The 24976-nt window shown below is 60.4% G+C and carries 23 protein-coding genes; 10 read left to right on the top strand and 13 right to left on the bottom strand.

The window, feature by feature from the left end; translation table 11 throughout:
• Positions 1–39: 39 nt before the first annotated feature.
• The 3 genes from ACR0C9_RS06805 to ACR0C9_RS06795 all read right to left on the bottom strand — a co-directional run bounded on the left by ACR0C9_RS06805 (position 40) and on the right by ACR0C9_RS06795 (position 3497).
• Positions 40–1248 carry a multidrug effflux MFS transporter gene (locus tag ACR0C9_RS06805; protein ID WP_170450279.1) on the bottom strand — a complete coding sequence of 403 codons (1209 nt, stop codon included), beginning with the start codon at positions 1246–1248 and terminating at the stop codon, positions 40–42.
• 75 nt (positions 1249–1323) lie between these two features.
• Positions 1324–1983, bottom strand: coding sequence for a DsbA family oxidoreductase (locus tag ACR0C9_RS06800; protein ID WP_170450281.1), 660 nt, complete (start codon positions 1981–1983; stop codon positions 1324–1326).
• On the bottom strand, positions 1980–3497 hold the full coding sequence (locus tag ACR0C9_RS06795; protein ID WP_480780650.1) for a class I adenylate-forming enzyme family protein: 1518 nt from the start codon (positions 3495–3497) through the stop codon (positions 1980–1982). The genes ACR0C9_RS06800 and ACR0C9_RS06795 overlap by 4 nt, the downstream gene beginning before the upstream one ends.
• A 64-nt stretch (positions 3498–3561) precedes the next feature.
• On the opposite strand from ACR0C9_RS06795, the gene ACR0C9_RS06790 reads away from it, so the two are divergent.
• On the top strand, positions 3562–4185 hold the full coding sequence (locus tag ACR0C9_RS06790) for an XRE family transcriptional regulator (RefSeq protein WP_170450285.1): 624 nt from the start codon (positions 3562–3564) through the stop codon (positions 4183–4185).
• Here ACR0C9_RS06790 and ACR0C9_RS06785 read toward each other — a convergent pair.
• Positions 4174–4413, bottom strand: coding sequence for an SPASM domain-containing protein (locus tag ACR0C9_RS06785; protein ID WP_170450287.1), 240 nt, complete (start codon positions 4411–4413; stop codon positions 4174–4176). The genes ACR0C9_RS06790 and ACR0C9_RS06785 overlap by 12 nt on opposite strands.
• 527 nt (positions 4414–4940) lie before the next feature.
• Positions 4941–6755 carry an extracellular solute-binding protein gene (locus tag ACR0C9_RS06780; RefSeq protein WP_480780649.1) on the bottom strand — a complete coding sequence of 605 codons (1815 nt, stop codon included), beginning with the start codon at positions 6753–6755 and terminating at the stop codon, positions 4941–4943.
• On the opposite strand from ACR0C9_RS06780, the gene ACR0C9_RS06775 reads away from it, so the two are divergent.
• The 3 genes from ACR0C9_RS06775 to ACR0C9_RS06765 all read left to right on the top strand — a co-directional run bounded on the left by ACR0C9_RS06775 (position 6700) and on the right by ACR0C9_RS06765 (position 8918).
• Complete coding sequence (locus ACR0C9_RS06775; protein ID WP_480626285.1) at positions 6700–6918, top strand: hypothetical protein; 219 nt, start codon at positions 6700–6702, stop codon at positions 6916–6918. The genes ACR0C9_RS06780 and ACR0C9_RS06775 overlap by 56 nt on opposite strands.
• Positions 6919–7054: 136 nt before the next feature.
• Entirely contained in the window at positions 7055–7828 is a 774-nt protein-coding gene (locus ACR0C9_RS06770; RefSeq protein ID WP_170518922.1) for a 3-hydroxybutyrate dehydrogenase, read from the top strand.
• 64 nt (positions 7829–7892) lie between these two features.
• On the top strand, positions 7893–8918 hold the full coding sequence (locus tag ACR0C9_RS06765) for a patatin-like phospholipase family protein (RefSeq protein ID WP_480780648.1): 1026 nt from the start codon (positions 7893–7895) through the stop codon (positions 8916–8918).
• Here ACR0C9_RS06765 and ACR0C9_RS06760 read toward each other — a convergent pair whose 3' ends face one another.
• The 3 genes from ACR0C9_RS06760 to ACR0C9_RS06750 all read right to left on the bottom strand — a co-directional run bounded on the left by ACR0C9_RS06760 (position 8919) and on the right by ACR0C9_RS06750 (position 11462).
• Positions 8919–9596 (bottom strand): DUF502 domain-containing protein, encoded by a 678-nt coding sequence (locus ACR0C9_RS06760; protein ID WP_170450295.1) that lies wholly within the window; start codon positions 9594–9596, stop codon positions 8919–8921.
• Positions 9597–9660: 64 nt separating this feature from the next.
• Positions 9661–10572 (bottom strand): pseudouridine-5'-phosphate glycosidase, encoded by a 912-nt coding sequence (locus ACR0C9_RS06755; RefSeq protein ID WP_480780647.1) that lies wholly within the window; start codon positions 10570–10572, stop codon positions 9661–9663.
• Complete coding sequence (locus ACR0C9_RS06750) at positions 10569–11462, bottom strand: PfkB family carbohydrate kinase (RefSeq protein WP_170629629.1); 894 nt, start codon at positions 11460–11462, stop codon at positions 10569–10571. Before ACR0C9_RS06750 ends, ACR0C9_RS06755 begins: the two co-directional genes overlap by 4 nt.
• Before the next feature lie 163 nt (positions 11463–11625).
• Here ACR0C9_RS06750 and ACR0C9_RS06745 point away from each other — a divergent pair, with 163 nt between their 5' ends.
• The gene (locus ACR0C9_RS06745) at positions 11626–12729 is read left to right on the top strand and encodes a HupE/UreJ family protein (RefSeq protein ID WP_480780646.1); all 1104 of its coding nucleotides are present in this window, start codon (positions 11626–11628) and stop codon (positions 12727–12729) included.
• On the opposite strand, the gene ACR0C9_RS06740 is transcribed toward ACR0C9_RS06745, so the two are convergent.
• On the bottom strand, positions 12722–13345 hold the full coding sequence (locus ACR0C9_RS06740) for a thiamine phosphate synthase (protein WP_170629638.1): 624 nt from the start codon (positions 13343–13345) through the stop codon (positions 12722–12724). The genes ACR0C9_RS06745 and ACR0C9_RS06740 overlap by 8 nt on opposite strands.
• A gap of 162 nt (positions 13346–13507) precedes the next feature.
• Between ACR0C9_RS06740 and ACR0C9_RS06735 the strand changes: the two genes are divergently transcribed.
• From ACR0C9_RS06735 to ACR0C9_RS06720, 4 genes are all read left to right on the top strand, one after another.
• The gene (locus ACR0C9_RS06735; protein ID WP_480580972.1) at positions 13508–14251 is read left to right on the top strand and encodes an RNA methyltransferase; all 744 of its coding nucleotides are present in this window, start codon (positions 13508–13510) and stop codon (positions 14249–14251) included.
• 62 nt (positions 14252–14313) lie between these two features.
• On the top strand, positions 14314–15459 hold the full coding sequence (ctaA, locus tag ACR0C9_RS06730; protein WP_480780645.1) for a heme A synthase: 1146 nt from the start codon (positions 14314–14316) through the stop codon (positions 15457–15459).
• Between the two features lie 5 nt (positions 15460–15464).
• A complete protein-coding gene (locus ACR0C9_RS06725; protein WP_480780644.1) occupies positions 15465–16934 on the top strand; it encodes a carboxypeptidase M32 in 1470 nt (489 codons plus the stop codon).
• A gap of 94 nt (positions 16935–17028) precedes the next feature.
• Complete coding sequence (locus ACR0C9_RS06720; protein WP_480780643.1) at positions 17029–18294, top strand: DsbA family protein; 1266 nt, start codon at positions 17029–17031, stop codon at positions 18292–18294.
• On the opposite strand, the gene trhA is transcribed toward ACR0C9_RS06720, so the two are convergent.
• Complete coding sequence (gene trhA / locus ACR0C9_RS06715) at positions 18291–18953, bottom strand: PAQR family membrane homeostasis protein TrhA (protein WP_480780642.1); 663 nt, start codon at positions 18951–18953, stop codon at positions 18291–18293. The genes ACR0C9_RS06720 and trhA overlap by 4 nt on opposite strands.
• A 133-nt stretch (positions 18954–19086) precedes the next feature.
• Entirely contained in the window at positions 19087–21780 is a 2694-nt protein-coding gene (gyrA, locus tag ACR0C9_RS06710) for a DNA gyrase subunit A (protein ID WP_480582209.1), read from the bottom strand.
• A 223-nt stretch (positions 21781–22003) separates the two neighbouring features.
• Here gyrA and ACR0C9_RS06705 point away from each other — a divergent pair, with 223 nt between their 5' ends.
• Positions 22004–22273 carry an usg protein gene (locus tag ACR0C9_RS06705; RefSeq protein ID WP_170450317.1) on the top strand — a complete coding sequence of 90 codons (270 nt, stop codon included), beginning with the start codon at positions 22004–22006 and terminating at the stop codon, positions 22271–22273.
• A gap of 4 nt (positions 22274–22277) precedes the next feature.
• On the opposite strand, the gene ACR0C9_RS06700 is transcribed toward ACR0C9_RS06705, so the two are convergent.
• On the bottom strand, positions 22278–23822 hold the full coding sequence (locus tag ACR0C9_RS06700; protein ID WP_170450319.1) for a caspase family protein: 1545 nt from the start codon (positions 23820–23822) through the stop codon (positions 22278–22280).
• A 93-nt stretch (positions 23823–23915) separates the two neighbouring features.
• Complete coding sequence (locus ACR0C9_RS06695) at positions 23916–24869, bottom strand: radical SAM family protein (RefSeq protein ID WP_170450321.1); 954 nt, start codon at positions 24867–24869, stop codon at positions 23916–23918.
• Positions 24870–24976: the final 107 nt, after the last annotated feature.

The following is a 24976-nucleotide window of genomic DNA, read 5'->3' as shown; positions in this document are numbered from 1 at the left end:
TCAAGGCAGGTTAGCGCGTTTCACGGGATCTGCACAGGGTCAGGCGGGCAGGCGGTTTTCGATCCGGCCCATGTGAACCATCAGACCAAAGGCGACGATGCACATGGTCAGGATGCCCGTTGACAAAGGCGTGATCGAGCCATCGAACAGCAGCCCCACAGGCGCTGCGATGCCAGCGGCCAGCACCGTGGCAACCGATCCGATGACTGATGCGGCCATGCCTGCAATATGTCCCATCGGCTCCATCGCGATGGCGTTCAGGTTGCCCAGCGTGACGCCCGCCATGAAGAAAATCGTGGTTTGCCACACCACAAACAGCGCGAATGAGGCGTTGGGCGACATTGGCAGAGCGTTCAGCGTAATCACCACGGCGGTGATCAGAATCTGGCCCCCCAGCGCCCATGTGACCATGCGGCGCATCCCAACCCGCACTACGAGGGCCGCGTTCAGCAGACTGGCCGAGCCCGAGATCAGGGCCACAAACCCAAACCAGAACGGAAAGCTGTCCGCCCGGTCATGCACCACGTCATAGACGGGCTGCACCATGGTCAGCATGGTGAACAGGATACCCATGCATAAGGTCTGAACCATGATCGACAGGCGCACCGTGGGATGGGCAAACATCTCTTTCGTGGCGGCAACCATCAGTGGCAGCCGGAAGGGGCGGCGGTTTTCCACTGGCAGAGACTCGGGCAGGCGGGTGCCCATCCATGTGACTGTAATCAGGGCAAACAGGATGAACGAGACAAAGATGCCGCGCCATCCGAACAGGGCGATCACGCCTGCGCCCATCATTGGCGCGGCTGCGGGCACCAGCGTAAAGATCATCATCGCAATCGAGATGATCCGCGCCATGATGCGCCCCGAATATAGATCTCGGATAATCGCCATCGCCACAACACGCGGACCCGCCGCGCCAAGGCCCTGAACCACGCGGGCCGCCAGAACCAGTTCCAGCGAGGAACTGGCCCAGGCCACGACCGAAGCCACGATATACAGCACAACGCCGCCGTAGATGACCGGCTTACGCCCAAAGGCATCCGACAAAGGGCCGGTGAAGAACGTCCCAATCCCCATGCCCAGCACAAAGGATGTCAGGATCAGCTGCGCGCGGTTGACGTCATCGGGGCTGAGCTGCGCGCCGATCTCGGGCAGGGCGGGCAGCATCGAGTCGATTGAAAAGGCGATGGTCGAGAACATCATTGCAATCAGCGCAATGAACTCCCCCCGGGACATGCGATTGGCCATGGGCACTCCTTACCTGTTCGCGCTATCACGGCAGATCAGGTTGCGCCAGACCGGAAATTTGCACAGACCTATGTGCTATTCTGCAGAGGAAGCCTCAAGTTGAGACATGATCTCGGCAATCACTTTTTCCCACATTTCAAGGGGTTGCGCGCCCGGAACGGCGTGTTGATTGGCAACGATATAGGTGGGCACCGAATTCACACCCATTTCGCGCGAATGGGTGTCGCGTTTGCGGATATCCTCGCGGTCGGCGTCTGATTTGAGAAGTTTCATGACCACGGCGGCGTCCATACCCGCGCTGTCGGCGATGTCCGAAAGAACCTCGGGGTCGCCAATGTCGCGCGCCTGAACGAAATAGGCGTCGAACAACGCATCGACGACGGCGTTCTGTTTGCCCTCGATCCCGGCCCAGTGGATCAGGCGGTGGGCGTCCAGCGTGTTGGGGGTGCGCTTCATCCCTTCGAAATCAATCGTCAGACCGGCGTTTTCGGCATGTTCGACCACAGGCGCATAGGCGCGCACCGCGCCTTCTTTGCTGCCGAACTTACGCTCAAGGTATTCGCGCCGATCCATGCCTTCATCCGGCATCTCGGGGTTCAGTTGGAACGGATGCCATTCGATGACAAAGGGATGATCCGGGACCTTGGCCAGCGCCTTGTCCAGATGGGTCTTGCCGATATAGCACCAGGGGCAGATCGGGTCGGACAGGATATCAAGCTTGACGGTCTGGGTCATTCGGTTGTCGCCTTGAAATAGGCCGGCAATGCGCGGCGCAGGAGTTTGCCGTTGCCGCCGGTCGGCAACTCGGGAAGGTGAACAAAGGCGCGCGGTTGTTTGTAGCGCGCCAGATTGGCTTGGACATAGGCGTGCAGGGCCGCGTCGTCCAGTCTTTGGGGGCCTGTGTAGAACGCGGCGATCACAAATGTGTCTGGTTTGACCTCAACCGCAGCCGCGCCGACCTGGGTGATACCGGGATAGTGAGACAGCGCCGATTCAACCTCGACCGGCGAGACGCGATAGCCGCCTGCGTTCATCATGTCGTCGTCGCGGCCCAGATAGGTGATCTGCCCATCCACGGCCATGGCGCCCTGATCGCCGGTCAGGAACCACTCACCCTGCATCCGGTCCGCGACTTCGTCCGGGGCGTTCAAATAGGTCAGCATCAGGCCGGGGTCCGAGCGATGGATGGCGATAGTGCCGTCCTGTCCCTGAGGGACTGGCCCGTCCGGTCCAAGGATCGCCACGCGGCGACCCGGCTGCGGCTGCCCCAGCGCCTCACCGCGCGCCGGATGATTAGGGCTGGATGAGATGAAGGTCGAGCATTCGGACATGCCATAGGCTTCATACAGCTCGGTCCCGGTGGTCGTTTGCCACTGCGCGTGCAAGGACCGCGACAGCTTTTCGCCTGCACACAGGCCGTGTCGCAACTCGGGCAGATCGATCTTGTCGGCTGCTTGCAGCATCTTGCGAACCACGCCCGGAGCGGCCGCAAAAATCGTCGCGCGGCTGTGGCGCAGAAGCTGGGGCAGTGCTGAGATGTCGGTGCCCGGCTCGGGGATCAGGGCGGTCGCGCCAATTGTCCACGGGTCCATCAGGCCGGTGCCCAGCGTATAGGTCCAGTTGAACGCCCCGGCATGGCACAGGCGGTCGTCCTGCGTCAGCCCGTACCAGCCGTCCACCATCATCTGCCGCGCCCAGATCGCCCGATGCGCATGGGCCACAGCGCGCGGCTTGCCCGAGGTGCCCGAGGTATAAACCACATAGGCCAGTCGCTGGGGATCGCCCAGATCAAACGCAGCAGGGGGCAGGTCGCGCATGGCGGTCAGCGCAGGCAGGTCGATCTGATGCGGATGCGGGGCGCAGGCCACGGACGGGTCTCGCAGGATGACGGCGGGGTCCAGATCGGCGATCATGCGGGCCGTTTCCGGTTCGGTCAGTTGCGACGATGTTGGGACCGGTACGATCCCAACGGCAATCGCCCCAAGATAGGCGATGGGGAAATCCACCGTGTTTCCCAAGCGCATCAGTGCAATGTCACCGGGTTTCAACCCGGCCTGCAACAACCCGGTGCCCGTGCCCAGAATGGCGCGTTTCAGTCGGCTGTAGCTCCAGTCATCCGTTCCATTCTGGCCGAGGACGGACAGGGCGGTTTTGTCAGGCAACTGATCCGCCTTACGCAAAACATGTGCGGCCAGATTGAACGGTTCAGGGCAGGGGGCGGGCGGCCCCTGATCAAAGATCGACAACATGCTGTCTGGCTAGCGCGGCGCTTGTCGCGTTGCAAGCACGGCTGGCTGGTTCTATAGAAAGGCCATGAGCGACCAAGATCCCAAATCCCTAATCCGCATCGCCCGCGAGTCTGGCGTCGAGACTGAACTCGAGCCGCTGGATCTTGGCGCGCGGGTGCGCGAGCTGCGCAAGGCGCGCAACTGGACGCTGGAACAGGCGGCAACACAGGCGGGTCTGGCGCGTTCAACGCTTAGCAAAATTGAAAACGGGCAGATGTCGCCCACCTATGACGCGTTGAAGAAACTGGCCACCGGGTTGGAAATTTCGGTGCCGCAGCTGTTCACCCCGCCGCAGCGGGATCAGGTGATCGGGCGGATGGCCGTCACGCGTATGGGCGACGGAACCGCGCATGCCACGGTGACATACGAGCACGAATTGCTGGCCGAGACGTTGACCAAGAAGCAGATGTTGCCCTACCGCGCGCGCGTGCGGGCGCGGTCAATGGATGAGTTCGACGGCTGGGTGCGCCATGACGGGGAAGAGTTTCTATACGTGCTGACCGGCGTTGTTCGCCTGTATACCGAGTTCTACGAACCCGTCGAAATGCGTCGCGGCGACAGCGCTTATTACGATGGCAGTATGGGGCATAACGTGGTGTCTGTCAGCGACGAAGACGCAACGATCCTGTGGGTGACGTCACTTAACTAGATGAGCGTGGGACAGTTCGTGGTTCAGGCGTTCCGTGAACAGAAAATCCTCAACCTCTTCCCGGGCTTCGTTCACGGTCAGATGATGACGCTCGGCCAGGTAGGCCTCGAACTGTTCACGGTTGTTCCACACGCGATCCATGTCCTGATCCCTCAGGTTTGGAAATCGTCGTTTGGCACGGGCATAGGTCGCGCCCAGGTCCTGCGTCAGATCTGTCCAGTTCAACATGTGCGAGCTTCCCTTGGTTTGCTTAGGACTGCTCTCCCCCACAGACAGCGTACGTATGTGTTGGCGTGACCTCGGACATGACAAAATGTCGCAGTCTGTTTTGGGGTGGTGCCGAACGAAAATGCCCGCTGCGGACATCCCGCAACGGGCGATCGGACCTGCAGTTCAGTGTGAGTGGCGGCTGGTCCGTTTGTTCTGTGTCAGGACATGAGCGACACGCGATAGGTGTCCGTAAAATAACAATTAAATCGCAGTGTTGATCTGATCTGACTAACTACAAGGTATATCGGTAAATTGCGCATAGTAAAGCGTTTTGAGGCGTCAAATTGATCTTTCGCTAAGATTTGTTGGCTGCGCGGAATATAGCCGAGGGCTTCGCGCAACATACCAGATTTGGGGGTTGGTCCCGCATGTGCCAATTTTTGCCGAACCCGGTCGATTGATCGCCGGATTGAACAGCCGGGGATTGATCTGCACCCGACGTCCTTGGGTCAGTTAGCTGTCAGCAAAAGGATCTTGCCGGACCGTTACTCTTCGTACCACCAGACTTCGGGCATGTACTGAGGGCCGTCGCCATAGATCGGAAGCGTCTCGGGGAACTTCAGCGCATTTACATGCGCGATGCGGCCGACATCAAAGCTCCAGATCGGGATAACATAGCGGCCGGCGGTCAGAACTCGATCCAGCGCACGGGTGGCGGCGACGAAATCTTCCCGCGATTCCGAGGCCAGCATCGCGTCGATCATCCCGTCCACGGCGGGTGAGGCGACGCCCATCAGGTTGCGCGTGCCCGGCGTATCGGCGTTTTCGCTGCCCCAATACAGGCGCTGCTCGTTCCCCGGTGACAGGGACAAGGCGCGGCGGAACGGGGTCACGTCGAAATCCAACTCGGACGTGCGACCGGTGTACTGTGCGCTGTCGACCTGTTCTGTCATGACCTGAATGCCCAAACGTTCCAACGCGCGGGCATAGATTTCGACGGCGGTTTCCATCTCGGCGTCGCCCTGTTGCAGCAAAACGGTCATGCGGAATGCCTCGCCGTTCTGGTTTTGCAACACTCCGCCCTGAATGGTCCATCCCGCCTCGGCCAGCAGCTTTGTCGCTTTGCGGATATTCGCGCGGTTGCGGGCTGAGCCATCCCCTTGGGGCAGCGCATAACCTTCCAGGGTGCCGGGGGTCAGGTCCGAGGCAAAAGGCTCCAGCAGTTCTTTGACCTTGCCGGTTGCCGGGCCGGGCTGCATCGCCAGATCCGAGCCCGAGAAATACGAGGTGATCCGGGGCTGAGCGCCACCGGTGATTGTGTCGTTGATGAATTCGAAGTTGAATGCCAGCGTCAGCGCCTCGCGCACGCGCCAGTCATCAAAGGGCGCTTTGCGGGTGTTCATGACAAACCCGGTCATGCCCGAGGGCTTGCCGTGCGGGATCTCGGTCTTGATCACATCGCCGCGCTGGATGGCGGGGAAGTTGTACTGGGTGGCCCATTTGTCGGCATTGAACTCGCGGACGGCGGATAGTTCCCCGGCTTTGAACGCTTCGAACAGCACGGTTGCGTCGCCATAGAATTCGATCCGCATGTCATCCAGGTTCATCGTGCCCCGGCGGAACGGGACGTCGTTGCCCCAGTAATCGGGGTTCCGCTTCAGGTTGACGTATCGCCCGGCCTCATAGTCGTCGATCACATAGGGGCCGCTGCCGATTGGCACATCATGCAGTTGGGCGTCGGCAAAGCTGCGACCTTCCCACTGCGCCTTTTGCAGGATCGGACGCAGACCGGCGATCAGCGCAAGTTCCCGATTCGGTTCGTTAAAGGTGATCCGGACAGAACGCGGGCCGGTCTGTTCGATGCTGTCGATTTTTCCCCACAGACCGCGATAACGCAGATGCCCCTCGGTCCCGAGGGTCTGGTAGGACCAGATCACATCTTCGACAGTTACCGGGCTTCCGTCTGAAAATTCAGCCTCTTCCCGCAGTGTAAATTCGACCCAGGACCGGTCTGGTGCAGTCTCAACTGATTCGGCTAACAGCCCGTAAAGAGTGAAAGGTTCGTCCCAGGACCGGCCCATCAGGCTCTCATGCGTCCAAAATCTAAGCTGCCAGGGTGAGGTGCCTTTTTGCACAAACGGGTTCAAGCTGTTAAAGCCGCCCGTGTTCCCAAAAACGACCCTGCCACCTTTCGGCGCGTCCGGATTGGCGTAGGGCAGCGACACAAAATCCGGTGGTAGGGCCGGGTCGCCATACATAGCTATGCCATGGGCCGAATCTGCGTGGGCGAAAGAGGTCGCCAAAATGCAGGCGATTCCCGCTGCGAATGGACGAAGAGGGCTTAGGAAATCCTGGCGCATTTTGGAAACAATCCTGCTCTGGCCTTATTTTGTTGGGGATCACCGTACCGATGATTTTTCTTATTTTCAAACTTTTAGCTTGGATGAAGGCACAGAATTGCTTATAAAGGTCTCACTGCTCGATAGGTTTCTTGCCTGTATGAAACCTGCCTCAATAACTTAACGCCCGCTTCGTGCGGGCGTTTTTTTTGGTCGGTTCGCGCGGTCTTGCCGCGGTGCGTTAGCGGCGTCTTTCCCCGTTTTCTTTGCAGGTGCAGCATGGCATGCTGTGCCCAATCTGATGCTAAGGGAGAACGGTCATGAGCCTGTCGGGCAAAACAGCAATCATTACAGGATCAAACTCGGGGATCGGGCTGGGCGTCGCGCGCGAACTGGCCAAGGCCGGGGCGGATGTGGTTCTGAACTCGTTCACCGACCGGGATGAAGATCACGCCTTGGCCGCCGAGATCGCCAAGCAGACCGGCACCAATGCGCGCTACATCAAGGCGGACATGTCGAAGGGTGATGAATGCCGGGCGCTGATCGAACAGGCCGGGACCTGCGATATTCTGGTGAACAACGCGGGTATTCAGCATGTGTCGCCAATCGATCAGTTTCCGGTCGAGAAATGGGATGCGATTATTGCGATCAACATGAACTCGGCCTTTCACACCACAGCGGCGGCCTTGCCAATGATGCGCGCAGCGGGCTGGGGGCGGATCGTCAATATCGCCTCGGCGCACGGGCTGACGGCGTCGCCCTTCAAGGCGGCTTATGTTGCGGCCAAGCATGGGGTTGTCGGGATGACCAAAACCGTAGCGCTGGAAACCGCGCAAGAGCCGATCACCTGCAATGCAATCTGCCCCGGTTATGTGCTGACGCCGCTGGTCGAGGCGCAGATTCCGGACACGATGAAGGAATACAACATGAGCCGCGAGGATGTGGTGAAGAACATTCTGCTGGAGCGGCAACCGTCGAAAGAGTTCGCCACGGTTGAGCAATTGGGCGGAACCGTGCAGTTCCTGTGCTCGGACGCGGCGGCGCAGATCACCGGCACGACGATTTCAGTCGATGGGGGCTGGACGGCTTTGTGAGTTTTCATGGGGGCTCTGCCCCCATACCCCCGAGGTATTTTTGAACAGAAGAAGGGGCGGGGTCTTGAAACAGATCAACCTGGCATTGCAGGGCGGTGGGGCGCATGGGGCGTTTACCTGGGGGGTGCTCGACCGGTTTCTGGATGAGGAAGATATTGAGGTTGCGGCGATCACGGGAACCTCGGCCGGGGCGCTGAACGGGGCGGCGTTCAAATCCGGCATGGTGCATTCGGGCCGAGATGGCGCGCGTGCGCGATTGGATGAGCTGTGGAAACGAATGGGGGCCGTGGGCGACATGCGGCTGGCCAACTGGTTTCGCGGATTGGAGCCTGCAAGCATTGCGCAGGCCATGGAGTACTCGCTGCCGTATTCCATTGGCGATGCGTGGTCGCGGATGGTGTCGCCCTATGCCTACGGGCCGTTCTATACGAACCCGCTGGAACCCGTTGTGGACCGGTTCAATTTCAAGGAAATCTGCGCCGATCAGGGGCCGCGCCTGTTTGTCTGCGCAACCTGCGTGCGCAGCGGCAAGATCCGGGTGTTCACCGGGGAGGAGATTTCGACCGATGCGATCCTCGCCTCGGCCTGTTTGCCGACGCTGTTCAAGGCGGTTGAGATTTACGACCCCGAGACGGAGCGGACCGAAGCCTATTGGGATGGGGGCTATACCGGCAACCCGGCCTTGTACCCGTTGTTTGGCGATGATTTGCCGGATGATGTGGTGATCGTGAATATCAACCCGCTGGAGCGGGATGAATTGCCGGTGACGCCGCAGCAGATTCAGAACCGGATTAATGAGATCAGCTTTAACTCATCCCTGTTCCGCGAGTTGCGGGCGATCAATTTCGTTCAGCGATTGTTGGAAGAGGGCAAGCTGAAGGCCGGAGAGATGAGCCGCGTTCTGGTGCATATGATTGCGGATAACGAGCTGATGAACAGCCTGTCGGTGGCCACCAAGACGGTGCCCAACCCAGTGATCCTGCATAAGCTGAAACAAGCGGGTCGTGACGCTGCCGACGGGTTCTTAAAGCGCCACAAATCGGACTTGGGCCAGAACAGTACGGTTGATCTGCCCGCGATGTTCGGCTGATCACTCGGGCGGCTGGGTCGGGTCTTTTTCGTTGGGATAGACCAGACCGGCCGAGATCACCAGTTTCGCGGCGTCTTCGATGCTCATGTCCAGCAGGATGACGTCTTCGGCTGGAAAGAACAGCAAAAAGCCCGAGGTCGGGTTGGGTGTGGTCGGGATAAACACGCTCAGCAGATCGCCACCCGTTTCCGCGCGGGTGCTGACTTCTCCCTTCGCGGTCGTCGACACGAAGCCGATGGCCCAGATGCCACGGCGCGGGTATTGCACCAGGCAGGCTTTTTCGAAAGACCGCTCGGTCTGAGCAAAGACCGTTTCCGAGATCTGTTTGATGCCGGAATAGATCGACCGCACGATGGGCATCCGGTTCACCAGACTTTCGGTGAACGAGATGAAGGACCGGCCCAGAATACCCTTGGCCACCCAGCCTACCAGTACGGTGAACACCAGGAAGATGATAACGCCGACGCCGCGCAGGTTGATGCCCACATATTGTTCGGGCCGGAATTGCTGTGGCACCAGCGGCAGAACGGCGCTGTCGATCCAGCCGACAACGGACCAGATCAGCCAGACGGTCAACCAGACCGGAGCAATGACGACGATCCCCGTCAGGAACGACGCGCGCAGGCGCGAAAACAGGCCGGGGCGGCGGTGGGGTTCTTCGTCAAACGGTGTATTCATTACAGGTCCGGGTGATTTGCGGATTTAGTTAAGCAGTCCAACGCGCCCGTGCAATAGGGCGGAATTACACACCGTTTGCCAGCGCTTTAGCGATGTTCGCCGCCAACCGGGCGTTGTTGCGGACCAATGCGATATTGGCGGTCAGCGAGCGGCCCTTGGTCTTTTCAAAGATCCGTTGCAGCAGATAGGGCGTCACGGCCTTGCCGGTGATCCGGTGGGTTTCGGCATCGGCCTGCGCGGCGGAGATGATCGGGGCCAGCTCGTCAGCCGGGATCTGGTCGGCTGCGGGGATCGGGTTGGCGACCAGTTGGCCACCGGGCAAACCCAGCGCACGGCGGGTGGCGTGGGCTTTGGCGATGGCTTCGGCGCTGTCCATCCGCAGGGGCGCAGCGTAGGGGGATTTCGCAGACCAGAAGGCGGGGAATTCGTCCTGCCCGTAGGCGATCACCGGGACGCCCAGAGTTTCCAGAACTTCCAGCGTTTTGGCCAGATCCAGAATGGCCTTGGCCCCTGCAGCCACCACTGTAACCGGCGTTTGGCCAAGCTCGTGCAAATCGGCGGAAATGTCGAACGAGGTTTCGGCACCCTGATGCACGCCGCCAATGCCACCGGTGGCAAACACCTCGATCCCCGCATATTGTGCGGCGATCATGGTGGCGGCGACTGTGGTGGCCCCGGTGCCCCCGGTTGCGATACAGGCGGCCATATCCGCGCGTGAGAGTTTGGCGACGCCCTGCGCCTGACCCAAAGATTGCAACTGATCGGGTTCCAGTCCGACATGCAGCACGCCTTCGATCACCGCCATGGTGGCCGGAACGGCCCCGGCGTCGCGGATGTCCTTTTCCACCTGGGCTGCGACCTCGACATTCTGCGGGTAGGGCATGCCATGGGTGATGATGGTGCTTTCCAGCGCCACGATGGGCTGGCCTGCGTCTTTGGCGGCGCGGACCTCGGCTGAGTAGTGGATGTTGATCACAGGGGAGTTTCTCCGGAAACGTAAGTTGCGGCAGCGTTCAGCGCGCGGGTCAGGGCCGTCTGTTCGTCGGCACCGCCCGCTTCTGAGGCGATATGGGCGGCCATAAAGGTGTCACCCGCGCCGGTGACGCGGGTTACCAGAACCGAGGGCGGGGTTTGGGTCAGAACACCCGAGGCTGAGCCGACGGTGGCCGAGTTGCCCCCGTCTGTCACCAGCACGCGCAGCGCGCCCCGGTCCAGAAGGCCCTTGGCGGCGGATTCGGAATCGGCAAACTCGCGCTGGCAGAGCAGACCGGCCTCTTCCAGATTGACATACAGCGTCGCGCGGGCGTGTTTCAGGAAGGGCAGCAGGCGCTCGGCCTTGCCGGGCGAGGCGGGGGCGACCCTCAGGTCGGCTTTGCCAAAGGCCGGGCTTTGCGCGATCTCTTCCAGCAGGTTCAGCGTCAGGTTGCCGTCCAGCGCAATCGGGCCTTCGAAGGGGGTGTTTTCGTATCCCAGCGGACCATGCATCAGGGGGCGCAGGATCTTGGCCCCTGCAGCCTCAAGCGAGTGTGCATCGGCAATGGCGGCGATCAACCCGTTGGCCCCTTCGACGGCCATATAGCGGTCGGTGGGCAGGTCCTGCGAGCGATAGATATGTTCAGTCACCATTCCCAGCCGTGCGCAGGAATTGACCAACTCGTCCCCCTCGGGGTCGCGGCCAATGGCGGTCAGCAGGGTCGGGGTCATGCCAAAGCGCACCAGCGTCATGGCGATGTTCATGGCAACGCCACCGGGCAGGCGGGTGATCCGGCCCGGCACGTCCGATCCCTGCCGCATGGCGCTGGCCGACCGCCCGATCACGTCCCACAGGACCGAACCGATACACAGGATGTCGCTGTTCTGAGTCATGCCGCTGTCATGCCGCAGCACCGGGGGCCTTGCAAGTCCGAACGTTAACGCCAACACAGATAAACCGCCTGTGCTGTGCGTTCAGGCTTGCGATCTGATGCGTTCGGCGGGAAACTCGGCCCGGTATGATTTGTGATTTGATTTCTATTGCAGAGCGTTGCGCATGAGCGGCTTTTTCCGCCTGATGATGGGTCTGATGCTGTTGGCGATGCCCGTCCAAGCCCAGACCCCGCCGCCGACGATTGTCGAGTTCTGGACCAAGGCAGACAGCCTGTTTCTTGAAATCACCCTGAACGCCGAGATGTTTCTGGCGGGGATTGATCCTGAAACCCATCCTGACCTGACCGACAATGCTGGCTACCGGGCGCTACGCCAAAGGGTCTCGTCCGAGTTGGAGCCCGAGGTCCGCGCGTTTGTCACCGACTGGAAGGCGCGCTTGCAGGTTGAGGCCGGTGGCCCGGTCGTTCTGGCCTATGAAGGGGTGCGCATTCCCGTTGTCGGCGATACCGCCAACCCCCGGGTTTCAAGGCTGTTGCTGACAGCGCCCTTGCCGAATGGGGCGTCCAATCTGCGCCTGATATGGCCTGCGGGTCATGGGCCGGTTGTTTTGAAACAGCAACAGGTGGCCGCCCCTTACACCGGTTATCTCATGGCCGGAGAATCCAGTCCTTCGATCCCATTGCAAGGCGGCGCGGCCCTCAGCCCTGAACAGGCGGTGCAGGTGTTCTTCCCCAAAGGGTTTTCGCGTATCGTGCCCAACGGTTTGCAAGAGATCGCGCTGGTTCTGGCCTTGGTTTTTCTGTCCCTGACACTGCGCGCAGTAATCGCCCAGATGGTGTTCCTGTCGATCGGATTGGTCTTCGGACTGGCGCTTTCGGTTTACGGAGCGTTGGGGCTGTCACCATTTGTAGCCTCTATCGCCCTCACATCCGCCATCGTCATTCTGGGGCTCTGGAACCTGATCCTGAGGCGTCTTCACGTCTTTCGATTACTGGCGGTTTTTGCTGCCGGTTTGCTTCTGGGCAACGTGCTCAGCGCCTCCGTGATCGCGATTGGCGTGCCGCCCGATCACCTGCCACCCGCCATCCTGGGATTTGCCGGGGGTGCGGTGGCTGCACTCAGCGCGGTTGCGGCGGCAGGCTATGCCGGTGCTGCCCTGATCTCTGGCGGGTCGCATCGGATGCGAGGCCGGGTATCGGTTCTGGCCTCGATCCTGATTGCGGGTGTCGGGGTCTATTGGATGGTCGCGCCGTGGATGCTTAGCTAGGCATGTGGGCCAATAGCGCGTTCAGCGCGGCCAACGGATCCTCGGCTGACCAGATTTCATCGCCGATGCCGAAGAAATCGGTGCAGGGCGACAGGTCGCGGATCAGGTCGGGGGTCAGGCCGCCCTCGGCCACAACGGGAACTTCGATCATCTCGGACCACCACTGGAACAGGTCCCTTTCAGCCAGCGTACCATCGCCCAACGACGACGTGCCGACAGGGCCAAAGGCGACGTAATCGACGCCAGCCTCGCCAGCGGTCATTCCGTCATGGCTGGACGCCCCGCAGAAACTGCCGACAATCGCGTCCGCGCCCAGTTCCTTGCGGGCCGCACGCACGGACCGGGCGGCATCATCCAGATGTACCCCGTCCAGCCCCAGCCGTTGCGCCAGCAGCACGTGGTTCGAGATTACGATGGCCACGTCGCGCGCATGGGCCACCTCGCGGCAGGCATCGGCAGCGCGGGCGATGGTGTCCTCGTCATTGCCGGCCAGCGCCAGACGAATGCACGCGATCTCGGCCCCGTCCAGCACCCGCGCCAACTGGTCCGGATAGGTGCTGAGCGTGATGGTCGGCGGTGTGATCAGATAAATCTGCGGCTGCTCGGGGGTGTCCATTGGCGCGTCCTTCGCTTTCAGTCTTTGGCGCGGTTTAGCGGATTGCGGCGGGGAAGCAAACTTTTAAGCCTGCCGAGCGGGTATTTGGGAACAGAAGAAGAGGATCGGGTTGCTCTGTCAAAGCTGGCGGATTAGAGCGGGCGGAGTTTTTCGGAGACAGCCATGCCCAGCGATACATCCCAGCCTTCCTTCGTGCTTGTGCGCCCGCAGATGGGTGAAAACATCGGCGCCGCCGCGCGGGCGATGTGGAATTTCGGGCTGGACCGGATGCGGATCGTGGCCCCGCGCGACGGGTGGCCGAACCCCAAGGCGGTGGCGATGTCCAGCGGGGCGGGGCGGCTGCTGGACGAGGCGCAGCTGTTCGATGATCTGGCAGGCGCGCTGGCCGACAGTACATTCGTATTCGCCACCACGGCGCGGCAGCGCGGGTTGACCAAACCGGTCTACAGCCCGGAACGCGCCATGCAGGTCGCGGCCCAGAAGGTGGCGGCGGGTGAAAAGGTCACCGTTTTGTTCGGCCCCGAACGGGCAGGGCTTGAGAATGAAGATATCGCCAAGGCAAACGCCATCATCTCGGTGCCGGTGAACCCGGAATATGCCTCGCTGAACCTTGGGCAATGTGTCTTGCTGACCGCTTATGAGTGGATGCGCCAGACCGGCGATGTGGTGCATGAAGCCACCGATTTGGGCAAGGGCGACTGGGCCACCGGCATCGAGGTCGAGAAACTGGTCGAGCATTACGAAGATCGGCTGGAAGAGGCCGGGTTCTTCTATCCGCCCGAAAAGGCCGACGGCATGAAGACCAACCTGCGCAACCTTTGGTCGCGGATGCGCATGACGCGGGCCGATGTGCAGATGTTGCACGGGATCATGCGGCAGATGGTCCGTTGGAAAGATAAGGGCTGAGGCTGGACCTCGCCCGTCAGTGGCCCTAGCTTGCGACGAAATCCAGGACACATGAGGACAGCATGAGCGCCAAGCGCAGCATCTTCGAAGACGTCTCAGACAGCGAAAAACAACAAGCCGTGCAGCCGGGTATGATCGACAAGGGACGCGGTGGCGCGCGCAAGGCGATCCGCGCCTGGCTGATGATCCTGTTCGCCTTGGTCGTTGTAATGATCGCCGTGGGCGGGTTGACCCGTTTGACCGACAGCGGCTTGTCGATCACCGAGTGGCGTCCGATCACCGGGGCGATCCCGCCGATGACCGAGGCCGACTGGCAGGCGGAATTCGACAAATACAAGCAGATCGACCAGTGGCGCATCCAGAACCAGTGGATGCAACTGAGCGATTTTCAGTTCATCTATTGGTGGGAGTGGGGCCATCGACAGTTGGGTCGCCTGATTGGTCTGGTCTGGGCGCTTGGCTTCTTCGGCTTCCTTGTCGCCCGCAAAATCCCGACCGGCTGGACCGGCAAGTTGCTGATCCCCGGCGCTTTGGGTGGTGTTCAGGGCGCGGTGGGCTGGTGGATGGTCGCCTCGGGAGTCACGCAGGGCGAGGGGATGACCGCCGTCGCCAGCTATCGCCTCGCGGTGCATCTGGGACTGGCCTTTGTGATCCTGGGTTTCCTGGCCTGGTACATCTTTGAGCTCGGGCGCGAGGAACGCGATCTGATGCAGGCCCGCCGCGCGAAAGAGGTGAAACTGTTCTCGCTGTCGACCGGCCTACTGCATTTCACCTTTTTGCAAATACTCATTGGCGCGCTGGTCGCCGGGATCGATGCCGGGCGGTCTTTCACCGATTGGCCGCTGATCGGCGGGCAGCTTCTGCCACCGGATGCAACGGCAATAGACCCCCTGTGGCGCAATTTCTTTGAAAGCCCCGGATTGGTGCAGTTCATCCATCGCTGCGCCGGGTATCTGCTGTTCATCTTCGCGATCATCGTCTGGCGGCGCGGCCAGACCAGTGCCCATCCACAGACCCGCTTTGCCTTCAACGCGGCCTTTGCGGCGCTGTCGCTACAGGTCGTGGTCGGTGTCATCACCGTGCTGTATGCCGCGCCATGGCAGATCGCGATCTTCCACCAGTTCATGGCCGTCGTGGTCTGGACCCTGATCCTGCGCGCCCGCTTCCTGAGCGGCTATCCCATTGCAACCTCAATTCGTGGAGCCTGAGCCCGATGACTGCCTTTGACGACCTGATGGCCTTTCAACGCGAAACCTCGGCCCTTGGACAGATCGCTGGCCGCCTGGGCTGGGATCAGGAAACGGTGATGCCGCGCGGGGCCGCGCCCCAACGAGCCGAGGAAATGGCCGCAATCGAGGCGGTTCTGCATGCCCGACGGTCCGACCCGCGTGTGGCCGAATGGCTGGAGCAAGCCGAAGCTTTGGACACGGCAGGTCAGGCACAACTGCGCGAAATCCGCCGGTCTTATGAGCGTAACGTCAAAGTGCCCGCCGATCTGGCGAAAGCCATCGCCCGCGTCACTTCGGCAGCGCAGGGAAAATGGGCACAGGCGCGCGCGGATGAGGACGTGTCGGCCTTCCTTCCGGTTCTGGAAGAGGTCGTGGCCCTGAAACGCGAAGAAGGTGCGGCGCTCGCGCAGGGCGGCGACATCTACGACGCGATGGTCGAGGATTACGAGCCTTACACAACCGGCGCGCAGATCGCGGCGATTTTCGATCAGATGCGCCCGCGTCTGGTGGCGCTGCGCGCGGCAGTTCTGGACAAGCCCGCGCCGCAGGCGCTGGCCGGTACGTTTGACGAGGCGGCCCAGATGCGCCTATCGCAGACCCTTGCGCTGGCGTTTGGATACGACCTGAACCGGGGCAGGGTGGACAAGGCCGTACACCCGTTCAGCTCGGGCAGCGGATCGGATGTGCGGATCACCACACGCACCAGCAAAACGGACCCGTTCAACTGCTTCTACTCGACCATTCATGAGGTCGGCCACGCCGCCTACGAGCAAGGGATCGACCCGGCCTATGCGCTGACCCCATTGGGAAGCGGCGTGTCGATGGGCGTGCATGAAAGCCAAAGCCGGATCTATGAAAACCAGCTTGGCCGGTCGCGTGCGTTTACCGGATGGCTCTACACCCAAATGCGCGATGCGTTCGGGGATTTCGGGATTGCGGATGCCGATACCTTCTACGCCACGGTGAACCGCGTCCATAACGGCTATATCCGCACCGAAGCGGATGAGGTGCAGTACAACCTGCACATCATGCTGCGCTTCGACCTGGAGCGCGCGCTGATGGCCGGAGACCTTCAGGTCAACGATCTGGAATCTGCCTGGAATGACCGCTTCAAGGCCGATTTCGGTTATGCCGTCGACAAACCTTCGAACGGCTGCCTGCAGGACGTCCATTGGTCGGTTGGCCTGTTCGGTTATTTCCCGACCTACTCGCTGGGCAACGTTTATGCCGGGTGCCTGTATCAGGCCCTGCGCAACGCGGTGCCGGGGCTGGATGGTCAACTGGCCGAAGGGGACACCTCGGGCGCGACCACTTGGCTGCGCGAAAACGTACAACAATTCGGGGGGCTTTTCGCCCCGCGCGAGATCATACAGCGCGCCAGTGGGGTCGAACCGGGGCCGGAGCCCTTGTTGGCTTATCTGGAACAGAAATTCGTGGCGCTGTACGGGCTTTGACGATCTGCCGTCACGTTGTTGTGTGACAGCGTGGCGTTTGGCGCTGTGGTGCGTAAACTGGACATGTCCAAGCCACTTTGATCGCCGGTTCTGCATGAAAACACAGATTAAATCCCACTTGGCTGCCGCCATAACCAGCGGCAATCTGCAATCGGCACGCAGAGGCATGGCAGAGCTTCGGCGCAAGCTGCGTGGTGCAGATCATGAGGCGCATTATTTTCATGATGTCGCCGATCCCTATTGCTATCTGACCGCGCAGATCCTGCCCGAATTTCAGGAGCGCTATCGCGTTAAACTGTGCATTCATTTGATCTCTGGCCCACATTCGGATGCGATCCCCGCGCCCATGGAACATAGGCAAAACGCCCTGATGGATGCAGGGCGTCTGGCCCGCCGGATCGGGCTGGATGCGCCGCAGGAACCGGCGGCAAAGAAGGTGGAAACCGCAAAGCGGCTTCTTGCAGATGCTTTAGGAAAACCTGACGCCGCAGAACGCCTGCGTGCTATCACCGCAGGCGTTTGGGGCAGGGAGACTATGCCCGACGACGGTGGCGTGGATCCCGGGCAGGCGATGGAGGTCGGCGACCAAAAACTCGCCGCGATGGGACATTACTTGGGTGGAACGTTTTACTATGGCGGCGAATGGTATTGGGGCGTTGATCGGCTGCACTATCTGGAGGACCGGCTTGCGCAGCTAAAGCTACGTCAGGGAGATGCTTCGGTAGAGCCCTTGAAAGAAAATGCGCAGCCGCCGAACGTTCAGGGCAGTATGGAGCTGGAGTTCTTTTTCTCATTCCGCAGCCCATATTCCTATCTGGCTTTTGACCGCGTTGTTGATCTTGCCAACCGCTATAACGCTCGCCTGATCCTGCGCCCCGTTCTGCCGATGCTGATGCGGGGGCTGCCGGTACCCAAGCTCAAGTCCGGCTACATCCTTGGCGATTGTGCGCGGGAAGCGCGCAGAATGAAGATTCCGTTTGGTCGAATTTGTGATCCTTTGGGGTCTGGCGTCGAACACGGGTACGCCTTGTTTGACTACGCCGAGGATCATGATCGGTTGGCGACCTACTGCTCGACCTTCATGCGTCTGGTCTGGTCCGAGGGAGTGGACGCAGCCTCCGACAAGGGTATGGCGCGAATTGCGGGCGCCAGTGGTCTTGATTGGGGGGCCGCGCGTCAGGCTCTGGCCACTCAAACATGGCGCGACCGGGTTGAGAAAAACCAAAGCAGACTGCAAGAGATTGGTCTGTGGGGCGTTCCCAGTTTCTACGTAGCCGGTCAGGCGATTTGGGGGCAGGATCGGTTATGGGCTGTCGAGGATTTGCTGAGGGCTCAACGGTCGGGCACGGGTGGAAGCTAAACCACCTGAACCAATTCGATCCGCGCGGCAACGGCGGCAAAGAACAGGACGCTGCCGACCAGAACAAACACATGCCAGATCGTGTTGTGGAACGGCAACCAATCCAGCAGGTAGAATGCGACGCCCGCGGTGTAGACCAGCCCTCCGGCGATCATCAGGGTGATGACTGTGGGCGATAGTTCGGCCAGCATCGATTGACCGGCCCAGACGGCGGCCCAGCCCATGAGCAAATAAAGCGCCAATCCGAACCAGCGGAATCGGTTCGGGTCGAACATCTTCAGCGCCGATCCCAGGGTTGCCGAAAACCAAAGCCCGATCAGCAGCCCCGTTGGTTGCGTACCCGACAACAGCAGGAACGGCGTGTAGGTGCCAGCGATTTTGACGTAAATACCCGAATGGTCGAGGCGGCGCAGGAACGCGCTCCAATCGTCGTGTTCGATCATGTTGTAAAGCGCTGAGAAGGTCAGCATCAAAACCAGCGTCACGCCATAGATCGACGCGCCCAGAACGGCCACTGGGTCCGATCGGTAGTAGATCGTCAGGATGATCAGCATCGGCACGGCGATTAGGGCGGACGACACGCCAAGCACATGGATCACACCATCGCTTATGCGCTCGGCGCGGCTGTAGGCGGGGCGGATATGGGCAAAGGACCACATGTTAAGAAAGCTAGGCCTCGGATTGGCCTCGGGCAAGCGCGCCAAACGGGCGCTTGCCGATAACGTGATCCAGAACGGCAAAACGCCCGCAAGAACGGGCGCTTTGTTTCATAAGTGTTGGAAAATGTGAGGGTTACTCCTCGGTTTCCTCATCCCCTTGGTCTGCAATCCAGGCGACCGAGACAACCTCTTCCCCCTTGCCGGTGTTGAATACCCGCACGCCACCCGCGCTGCGCGAGCGGAAGGAAATGCCATCGACCGGAACCCGGATCGATTGGCCCTTGGAGGTCGCCAGCATGATCTGATCGTCGATTTCGACCGGGAAGGACGCCACCAGTTCGCCGCCGCGCATAGCCTTGTCCATCGCCGCCACGCCCATGCCGCCACGTCCACGCACCGGGTAGTCGTGGCTGGAGCTCAGCTTGCCTGCGCCGCCGGTGGTGATGGTCAGGATCAGGTTCTCGGCCGCCGACATCTCGGCATAGCGTTCCTGCGTGATCACGCCGGGGGCTGCTTCGTCCTCATCGGTCTCGCCATCGTCCGCGATACCCGCCACGGCGCGGCGCATCTTGAGGTAAGCGGCGCGTTCATCCGGGTCAGCCTCGAAATGGCGGATTACGGACATCGAGACCACGCGGTCACCATTGGTCAGCTTGATACCACGCACACCGGTAGATTCGCGCGAGTTGAAGACCCGCACATCGGTGGTGCGGAAGCGGATCGCGCGGCCCGAATTGGTGACCAGCATCACGTCTTCATCTTCCGAACAGATGCGCGCGTTTACCAGTTCCACATCCTCTGGCAGTTTCATCGCGATCTTGCCGTTGCGGCGGACATTGGTGAAGTCCGACAGACGGTTGCGGCGTACGTCTCCGGCGCTGGTGGCAAAGACGATTTGCAGGTTTTCCCATTCCTCATCCGGCACATCCACCGGCATGATCGCCGCGATGGAAACCCCGGTCGGGATCGGCAGGATGTTGACGATCGCCTTGCCCTTACCTGTCCGGCTGGACTGCGGCAGACGCCAGGTCTTGAGCTTGTAGACCATGCCTTCGGTGGTGAAGAACAGCAGCTGCGTATGGGTGTTCGCCACGAAGAGGTTGGTGACCACATCCTCTTCCTTGGTCTGCATCCCCGACAGGCCCTTGCCGCCACGCTTTTGCGCGCGGAAATCGGCCAGCGGCGTGCGCTTGATGTAACCGCCCGAGGTGACGGTGACGACCATATCCTCACGCTCGATCAGGTCCTCATCTTCCATATCGCCGGACCAGTCGACAATCTCGGTGCGGCGGGGTACGGCGAATTGCTCACGCACACTGCGCAGCTCATCACCGATGATCGACATAATGCGCTCGCGCGAGGACAGAATATCCAGGTATTCCTTGATCTTGGCGGCCAGTTCTTCCAGCTCGTCCGTGACCTCTTTGACGCCCAGTTGGGTCAGGCGCTGCAGGCGCAGGTCGAGGATGGCGCGGGCCTGAACTTCGGTCAGGTTATAGGTGCCGTCGTCGTTCATCTTGGACAGAGGATCGTCGATCAGGCGCAGATAGCCTTCGATCTCGGAGGCTGGCCAACGGCGGGTCATCAGTTTTTCGCGCGCCTCGGCGGCATCAGCCGACGAGCGGATGGTGGCGACCACTTCATCCACGTTTGACACAGCCACAGCCAGACCACACAGGATATGGCTGCGTTCCCGCGCCTTGCGCAGGTCGTAGGCGGTGCGGCGGGCGACAACATCCTCGCGGAAGTCGATGAACGAGGTCAGGAACCGGCGCAGGGTCAGTTGCTCGGGGCGGCCACCGTTCAGGGCCAGCATGTTGCAGCCGAACGAGGTCTGCATTGGTGAAAAGCGGTAAAGCTGGTTCAGCACCACCTCTGGTGTTGCATCGCGCTTCAGCTCGACCACGACGCGCACGCCGTTGCGGTCGGATTCGTCCTGAACGTGGGCCACGCCTTCGATCCGCTTCTCGCGCACGGCCTCGGCGATCTTTTCGATCATCGCGGCCTTGTTCACCTGATAGGGGATTTCGTCCACGATGATGGCATAGCGATCCTTGCGGATTTCCTCGGTGCGGGTCTTGGCGCGGATGATGACGCTGCCGCGCCCCTCAAGATATGCCTTGCGGGCACCGGACCGGCCCAGCATCACGCCGCCAGTCGGAAAATCGGGGCCGGGGACGTATTCGATCAGTTGCTCGGATGTCAGGTCCGGATCGTCGATCAGCGCCAGCGTGGCATCGACCACCTCGCCCAGGTTATGCGGCGGGATGTTGGTTGCCATACCCACGGCGATACCACCGGCACCATTGACCAGCATGTTGGGGAAACGGGCGGGCAGGACGGTTGGTTCGCGGTCCTTGCCGTCATAGTTGTCCTGAAAATCGACCGTGTCTTTTTCGATATCGGCCAGCAGCGAGGCGGCGGGCTTGTCCATCCGAACTTCGGTATAACGCATCGCCGCCGGGTTATCGCCGTCCATCGAGCCAAAGTTGCCCTGACCATCCAGCAGCGGCAAAGACATCGAGAAATCCTGCGCCATCCGCACCAGCGCGTCATAGATAGCTGAGTCCCCGTGCGGGTGGTATTTACCCATCACGTCGCCAACCGGACGGGCCGATTTGCGATACGCCTTGTCATGGGTGTTCCCGGTTTCGTGCATGGCGTACAAAATCCGCCGATGCACCGGTTTCAGCCCGTCGCGCAGATCGGGGATCGCGCGGGAAACGATGACCGACATGGCATAGTCCAAGTAGGACGTGCGCATCTCGGATTCGATAGAGACCGTCGGGCCGTCATACACTGGGCGCTCGGGCGGGGTTTCGTCCATGTTTTCAGGGATTTCTGGCGTATCGCTCACGTAAACTGCTCGTCCTTAGTGCAGACTCTATATTTTGTGGTTACATCCTATCAGACCCGGCACATAAGGTGCAAGCAAGCAACGAATCTTGCCCGGAAATTCCGAAGTAACACTCAAGTAACATCTTGTTATCCAAGTATTAGGCAGTTTCGGTGTTACTTTGAAGAGACCTTGCACGGAATTGGAGGTCTGAATGGAGCAGAGCGAAACGGAATTGATGCTAAAGGGATACGGGCTGACGACGGCAGAGTTTTTCTATCACATGCCCGACTATATCCACGTCCTGAACACGTTTATCTGGCAGGAATACGATCTGGCCCCGGATCACCCGAAACTGTTTGAATTCATCGATTTTTGGCAGCGTGAGATCGAAGGTCCGCTGCACTCGGTCAAGTTCACCCATCGCAAGATGATCGCGCCTGGCGAATGGCGCAACATGGTGGGTGAGTTTCGCGTGAATTAACGGCTTATCCCGCACGCCAGGCGTATACGGAACAGCCGGTCGAGCCTGAGGCGGTAAAGCTGTTGCCATCTTCGGCCAGACGCCCGCGCCATTTGACGGTGATACCGGGGAAATAGTCCGTCCCGCTGATCTGACCCTCGTTCACGAATATCACCGTATTGGCGGTTTGACCCAGTGAGTCGGTCAGGCGCCCGGTATATTTATTGCCGCCCGCATGTGTGTAGCGCGTCGTGCCTGTCACTTTGACAACCAAAGCGCAGGTTGCCTTGAATTGCCACGTCCCGGCCATGGACAAGCCGGTATCGGCAGGTTTTGGGGCGGGTGCCGTGGCTTTGCAGATGGTGCCGGATTTGCCTTGCAACTCTTCCAACGCATGGCTGGTTCCCAGATCATCAGCACCCAGATTTGAGCCACTGGCCGACCGATACCGGGCAAAGGCCTGACGGGTCCGAGGGCCTGCAACTCCATCCGCGCCACCAGCACTGCATCCCAGCGCATTCAATGCGGCCTGTGTTGCGCGCATGACCTCTTGCGAGTCTGAAACCGTAGGCGCGGGCGGGGCAGAGGTGCGCTCAACATCCGCTGATGTATCGGCCGAGACCAACCCGTCGCGCAGTTGCAGGGCGACCTCGTAGGCATAAGTCTCGGACTGATCAGCATATTTCTCAAGGAAACTGTCCAGCGCAGTCACCGTTCCAAGCGAGCGCGCAAGCTCAAGATCGGCGCGCATGTCGTCGCTTGGGCGCGCCGATGGGCTTTGTGGCTGTGCGGTGCTTACGGCGGGGGTGAAATAGAATTCCCCAAGCAATTCATCGTAATAGGCCGGAATTTGGGTGTGCTGAACGCTGCTGGACAAGTCCCGCACTTCGCGCCGCAGGTCGGCCACCATGCTGCGCAATTCCAGACCCGGCTGCGATAGGCGTGGCAACAAGGCACGGGTGAAGACTGAATTCTCGGCTGGTTCATTATCGCTCAGCCGGTCCAGCGCCATCTGTCCGGCCCCGGCTGAAAAGATCACGAACATGCCTTCGGGTGCGTTGATGCGGCCCAGCCCACGCGTCCGTCCGACACTGCGCCCGGCGACGGTTTCAAACGGGTTGTCGCGGCAGGCGTCGATGATGGCGATCGAGGTGCGCGCACCGGTTGAGCGTACGCGGTCCAGCAGATCCGAAAGGGCGATGGATTCGGATTTCACGAAATCGGTCTCACCCGACAGGGGCGCGACGATATCTGTGGGCAGCAGGTAGTTTTCGCCGTCAATTTCCACCCCATGCCCGGCAAAGAACACAAACGCCGTATCGCCCGGATCCAAGCGAGAGGTGAATTCGGAGATCCTCTGGTTCATGCCGCGCCGGTCGAGGTTCAGCCCCTCGATGGTCTCAAAACCTGCACCCTGCAACTTGTCCGAGACAGCGCGGGCATCGGCCACAGCTTTCTGAAGGTCGGTGACAGATTGGTATTGGTCATTGCCGATAACCAAGGCCAACCTTTCTTGCGCGCAAAGCGGCGCGGCGCAAAGTGCAAAAGCAAAAACAAGAAATCTGAACATCACAACAGCCCAACAGCAAATGACCCTTTTCCTTCTATACAGAAAAAGGGCGCAAAGGCTCAGTGACTTACATTACTTTTTGTTTTTGTCGGATCAGCCCGAGCAACTGGCCCCGCCCAGAACGCAGAATTTGGCGCAATGGGGGTGGTTCAGATACACATCCGCCTCAGCCTCGGCCAGGGTTGTGCCCATTTCGAACTCGGGGGCGTAAGGCAGAAGGGTGCAGGCCAGCACAGCAGGGCGTTCGGCGCCTTTGCGTTTGACGACCATGCGCGCGCTGGCGCACATCACGGCGTCGGGGGATTTGTTCAGGATACCCCAGCAGGCGGTCGTGATTTCTGGGACTTCGACGGTTTCGTCCATTTCCGGGAACAGCACGGTCTGGCCGGGGTTCGTGGCGTCGATGTCAAAGCCGTGTTTTTCGAAAAACGCAGCGTATCCGGCGCGGCTATCCGCGTCGCTGTCGCCCCAGACGGTGCGCCCAGCAACAGCCATGTTGAAGCCGTTGTCGCGTAGCCACTCCATCCCCGTCACGGTCTTGGCGAAACTTCCCTTGCCGCGTTCCTCATCATGCAGTTCGGGGCGGTAGTGATCGACGGAGATGCGCAGGGTCAGCTTGTCGTTGTAATCGCGCTGCAAGTTCAGCAACCCTTCGCGCATTTTGCGGCGCATCATCGGCAGCATGGCGTTGGTCAGGATCAAAACCTCGTACCCGCGTTCCAGTGCGGCGCGAGTCATCTCGATCATCTCGGGGTTCATGAACGGCTCGCCGCCCGTGAAGCCGATTTCGCGGATGGGCCAGTTGCGCTGTTCGATCTGGTCCAGATAGTCGGTCACTTCAGCCGCAGCGATATAGACCAGCGCATCATTTGTGGGGCTGCTTTCGATGTAGCAGTTTACACATTCGATATTGCACAAGGTGCCGGTATTGAACCACAAGGTTTGCGGATTTGTCAGCGCAACCGAGGCGCGGGTCTGCCCGTCTGCCGTCACCAATCTGTCTTGAAACTTGCCGATATTGGCAAGCTGGGGGGCATTGTCTTTCATTCCCGCATCCGGTTCTTTGAAGTGGTTTGACTGACTTAGCTGTTTATTGTCCTGTTGGTAAGGGCTTGGGGCTGTTCTGACAGAGTTTTGATGAATGAGAAGAAATC

This window comes from Ruegeria sp. C12 (genome assembly GCF_056537745.1).
This window is presented reverse-complemented; position numbering and strand designations above follow the sequence as displayed.

Excerpts from the sequence above, each read along its gene's own strand:
- ACR0C9_RS06700 (WP_170450319.1), bottom strand. The coding sequence starts at position 23,822 with ATGTTCAGATTTCTTGTTTTTGCTTTTGCACTTTGCGCCGCGCCGCTT.
- ACR0C9_RS06745 (WP_480780646.1), top strand. The coding sequence starts at position 11,626 with ATGAGCGGCTTTTTCCGCCTGATGATGGGTCTGATGCTGTTGGCGATG.
- ACR0C9_RS06750 (WP_170629629.1), bottom strand. The coding sequence starts at position 11,462 with ATGACTCAGAACAGCGACATCCTGTGTATCGGTTCGGTCCTGTGGGAC.
- trhA (WP_480780642.1), bottom strand. The coding sequence starts at position 18,953 with ATGTGGTCCTTTGCCCATATCCGCCCCGCCTACAGCCGCGCCGAGCGC.
- ACR0C9_RS06725 (WP_480780644.1), top strand. The coding sequence starts at position 15,465 with ATGACTGCCTTTGACGACCTGATGGCCTTTCAACGCGAAACCTCGGCC.
- ACR0C9_RS06780 (WP_480780649.1), bottom strand. The coding sequence starts at position 6,755 with ATGCGCCAGGATTTCCTAAGCCCTCTTCGTCCATTCGCAGCGGGAATC.
- ACR0C9_RS06695 (WP_170450321.1), bottom strand. The coding sequence starts at position 24,869 with ATGAAAGACAATGCCCCCCAGCTTGCCAATATCGGCAAGTTTCAAGAC.
- ACR0C9_RS06790 (WP_170450285.1), top strand. The coding sequence starts at position 3,562 with ATGAGCGACCAAGATCCCAAATCCCTAATCCGCATCGCCCGCGAGTCT.
- ACR0C9_RS06760 (WP_170450295.1), bottom strand. The coding sequence starts at position 9,596 with ATGAATACACCGTTTGACGAAGAACCCCACCGCCGCCCCGGCCTGTTT.
- ACR0C9_RS06805 (WP_170450279.1), bottom strand. The coding sequence starts at position 1,248 with ATGGCCAATCGCATGTCCCGGGGGGAGTTCATTGCGCTGATTGCAATG.
- ACR0C9_RS06770 (WP_170518922.1), top strand. The coding sequence starts at position 7,055 with ATGAGCCTGTCGGGCAAAACAGCAATCATTACAGGATCAAACTCGGGG.
- ACR0C9_RS06800 (WP_170450281.1), bottom strand. The coding sequence starts at position 1,983 with ATGACCCAGACCGTCAAGCTTGATATCCTGTCCGACCCGATCTGCCCC.
- ACR0C9_RS06785 (WP_170450287.1), bottom strand. The coding sequence starts at position 4,413 with ATGTTGAACTGGACAGATCTGACGCAGGACCTGGGCGCGACCTATGCC.
- ACR0C9_RS06720 (WP_480780643.1), top strand. The coding sequence starts at position 17,029 with ATGAAAACACAGATTAAATCCCACTTGGCTGCCGCCATAACCAGCGGC.
- ACR0C9_RS06775 (WP_480626285.1), top strand. The coding sequence starts at position 6,700 with ATGCAGGCGATTCCCGCTGCGAATGGACGAAGAGGGCTTAGGAAATCC.
- ctaA (WP_480780645.1), top strand. The coding sequence starts at position 14,314 with ATGAGCGCCAAGCGCAGCATCTTCGAAGACGTCTCAGACAGCGAAAAA.
- ACR0C9_RS06795 (WP_480780650.1), bottom strand. The coding sequence starts at position 3,497 with ATGTTGTCGATCTTTGATCAGGGGCCGCCCGCCCCCTGCCCTGAACCG.
- gyrA (WP_480582209.1), bottom strand. The coding sequence starts at position 21,780 with ATGGACGAAACCCCGCCCGAGCGCCCAGTGTATGACGGCCCGACGGTC.
- ACR0C9_RS06735 (WP_480580972.1), top strand. The coding sequence starts at position 13,508 with ATGCCCAGCGATACATCCCAGCCTTCCTTCGTGCTTGTGCGCCCGCAG.
- ACR0C9_RS06705 (WP_170450317.1), top strand. The coding sequence starts at position 22,004 with ATGGAGCAGAGCGAAACGGAATTGATGCTAAAGGGATACGGGCTGACG.
- ACR0C9_RS06740 (WP_170629638.1), bottom strand. The coding sequence starts at position 13,345 with ATGGACACCCCCGAGCAGCCGCAGATTTATCTGATCACACCGCCGACC.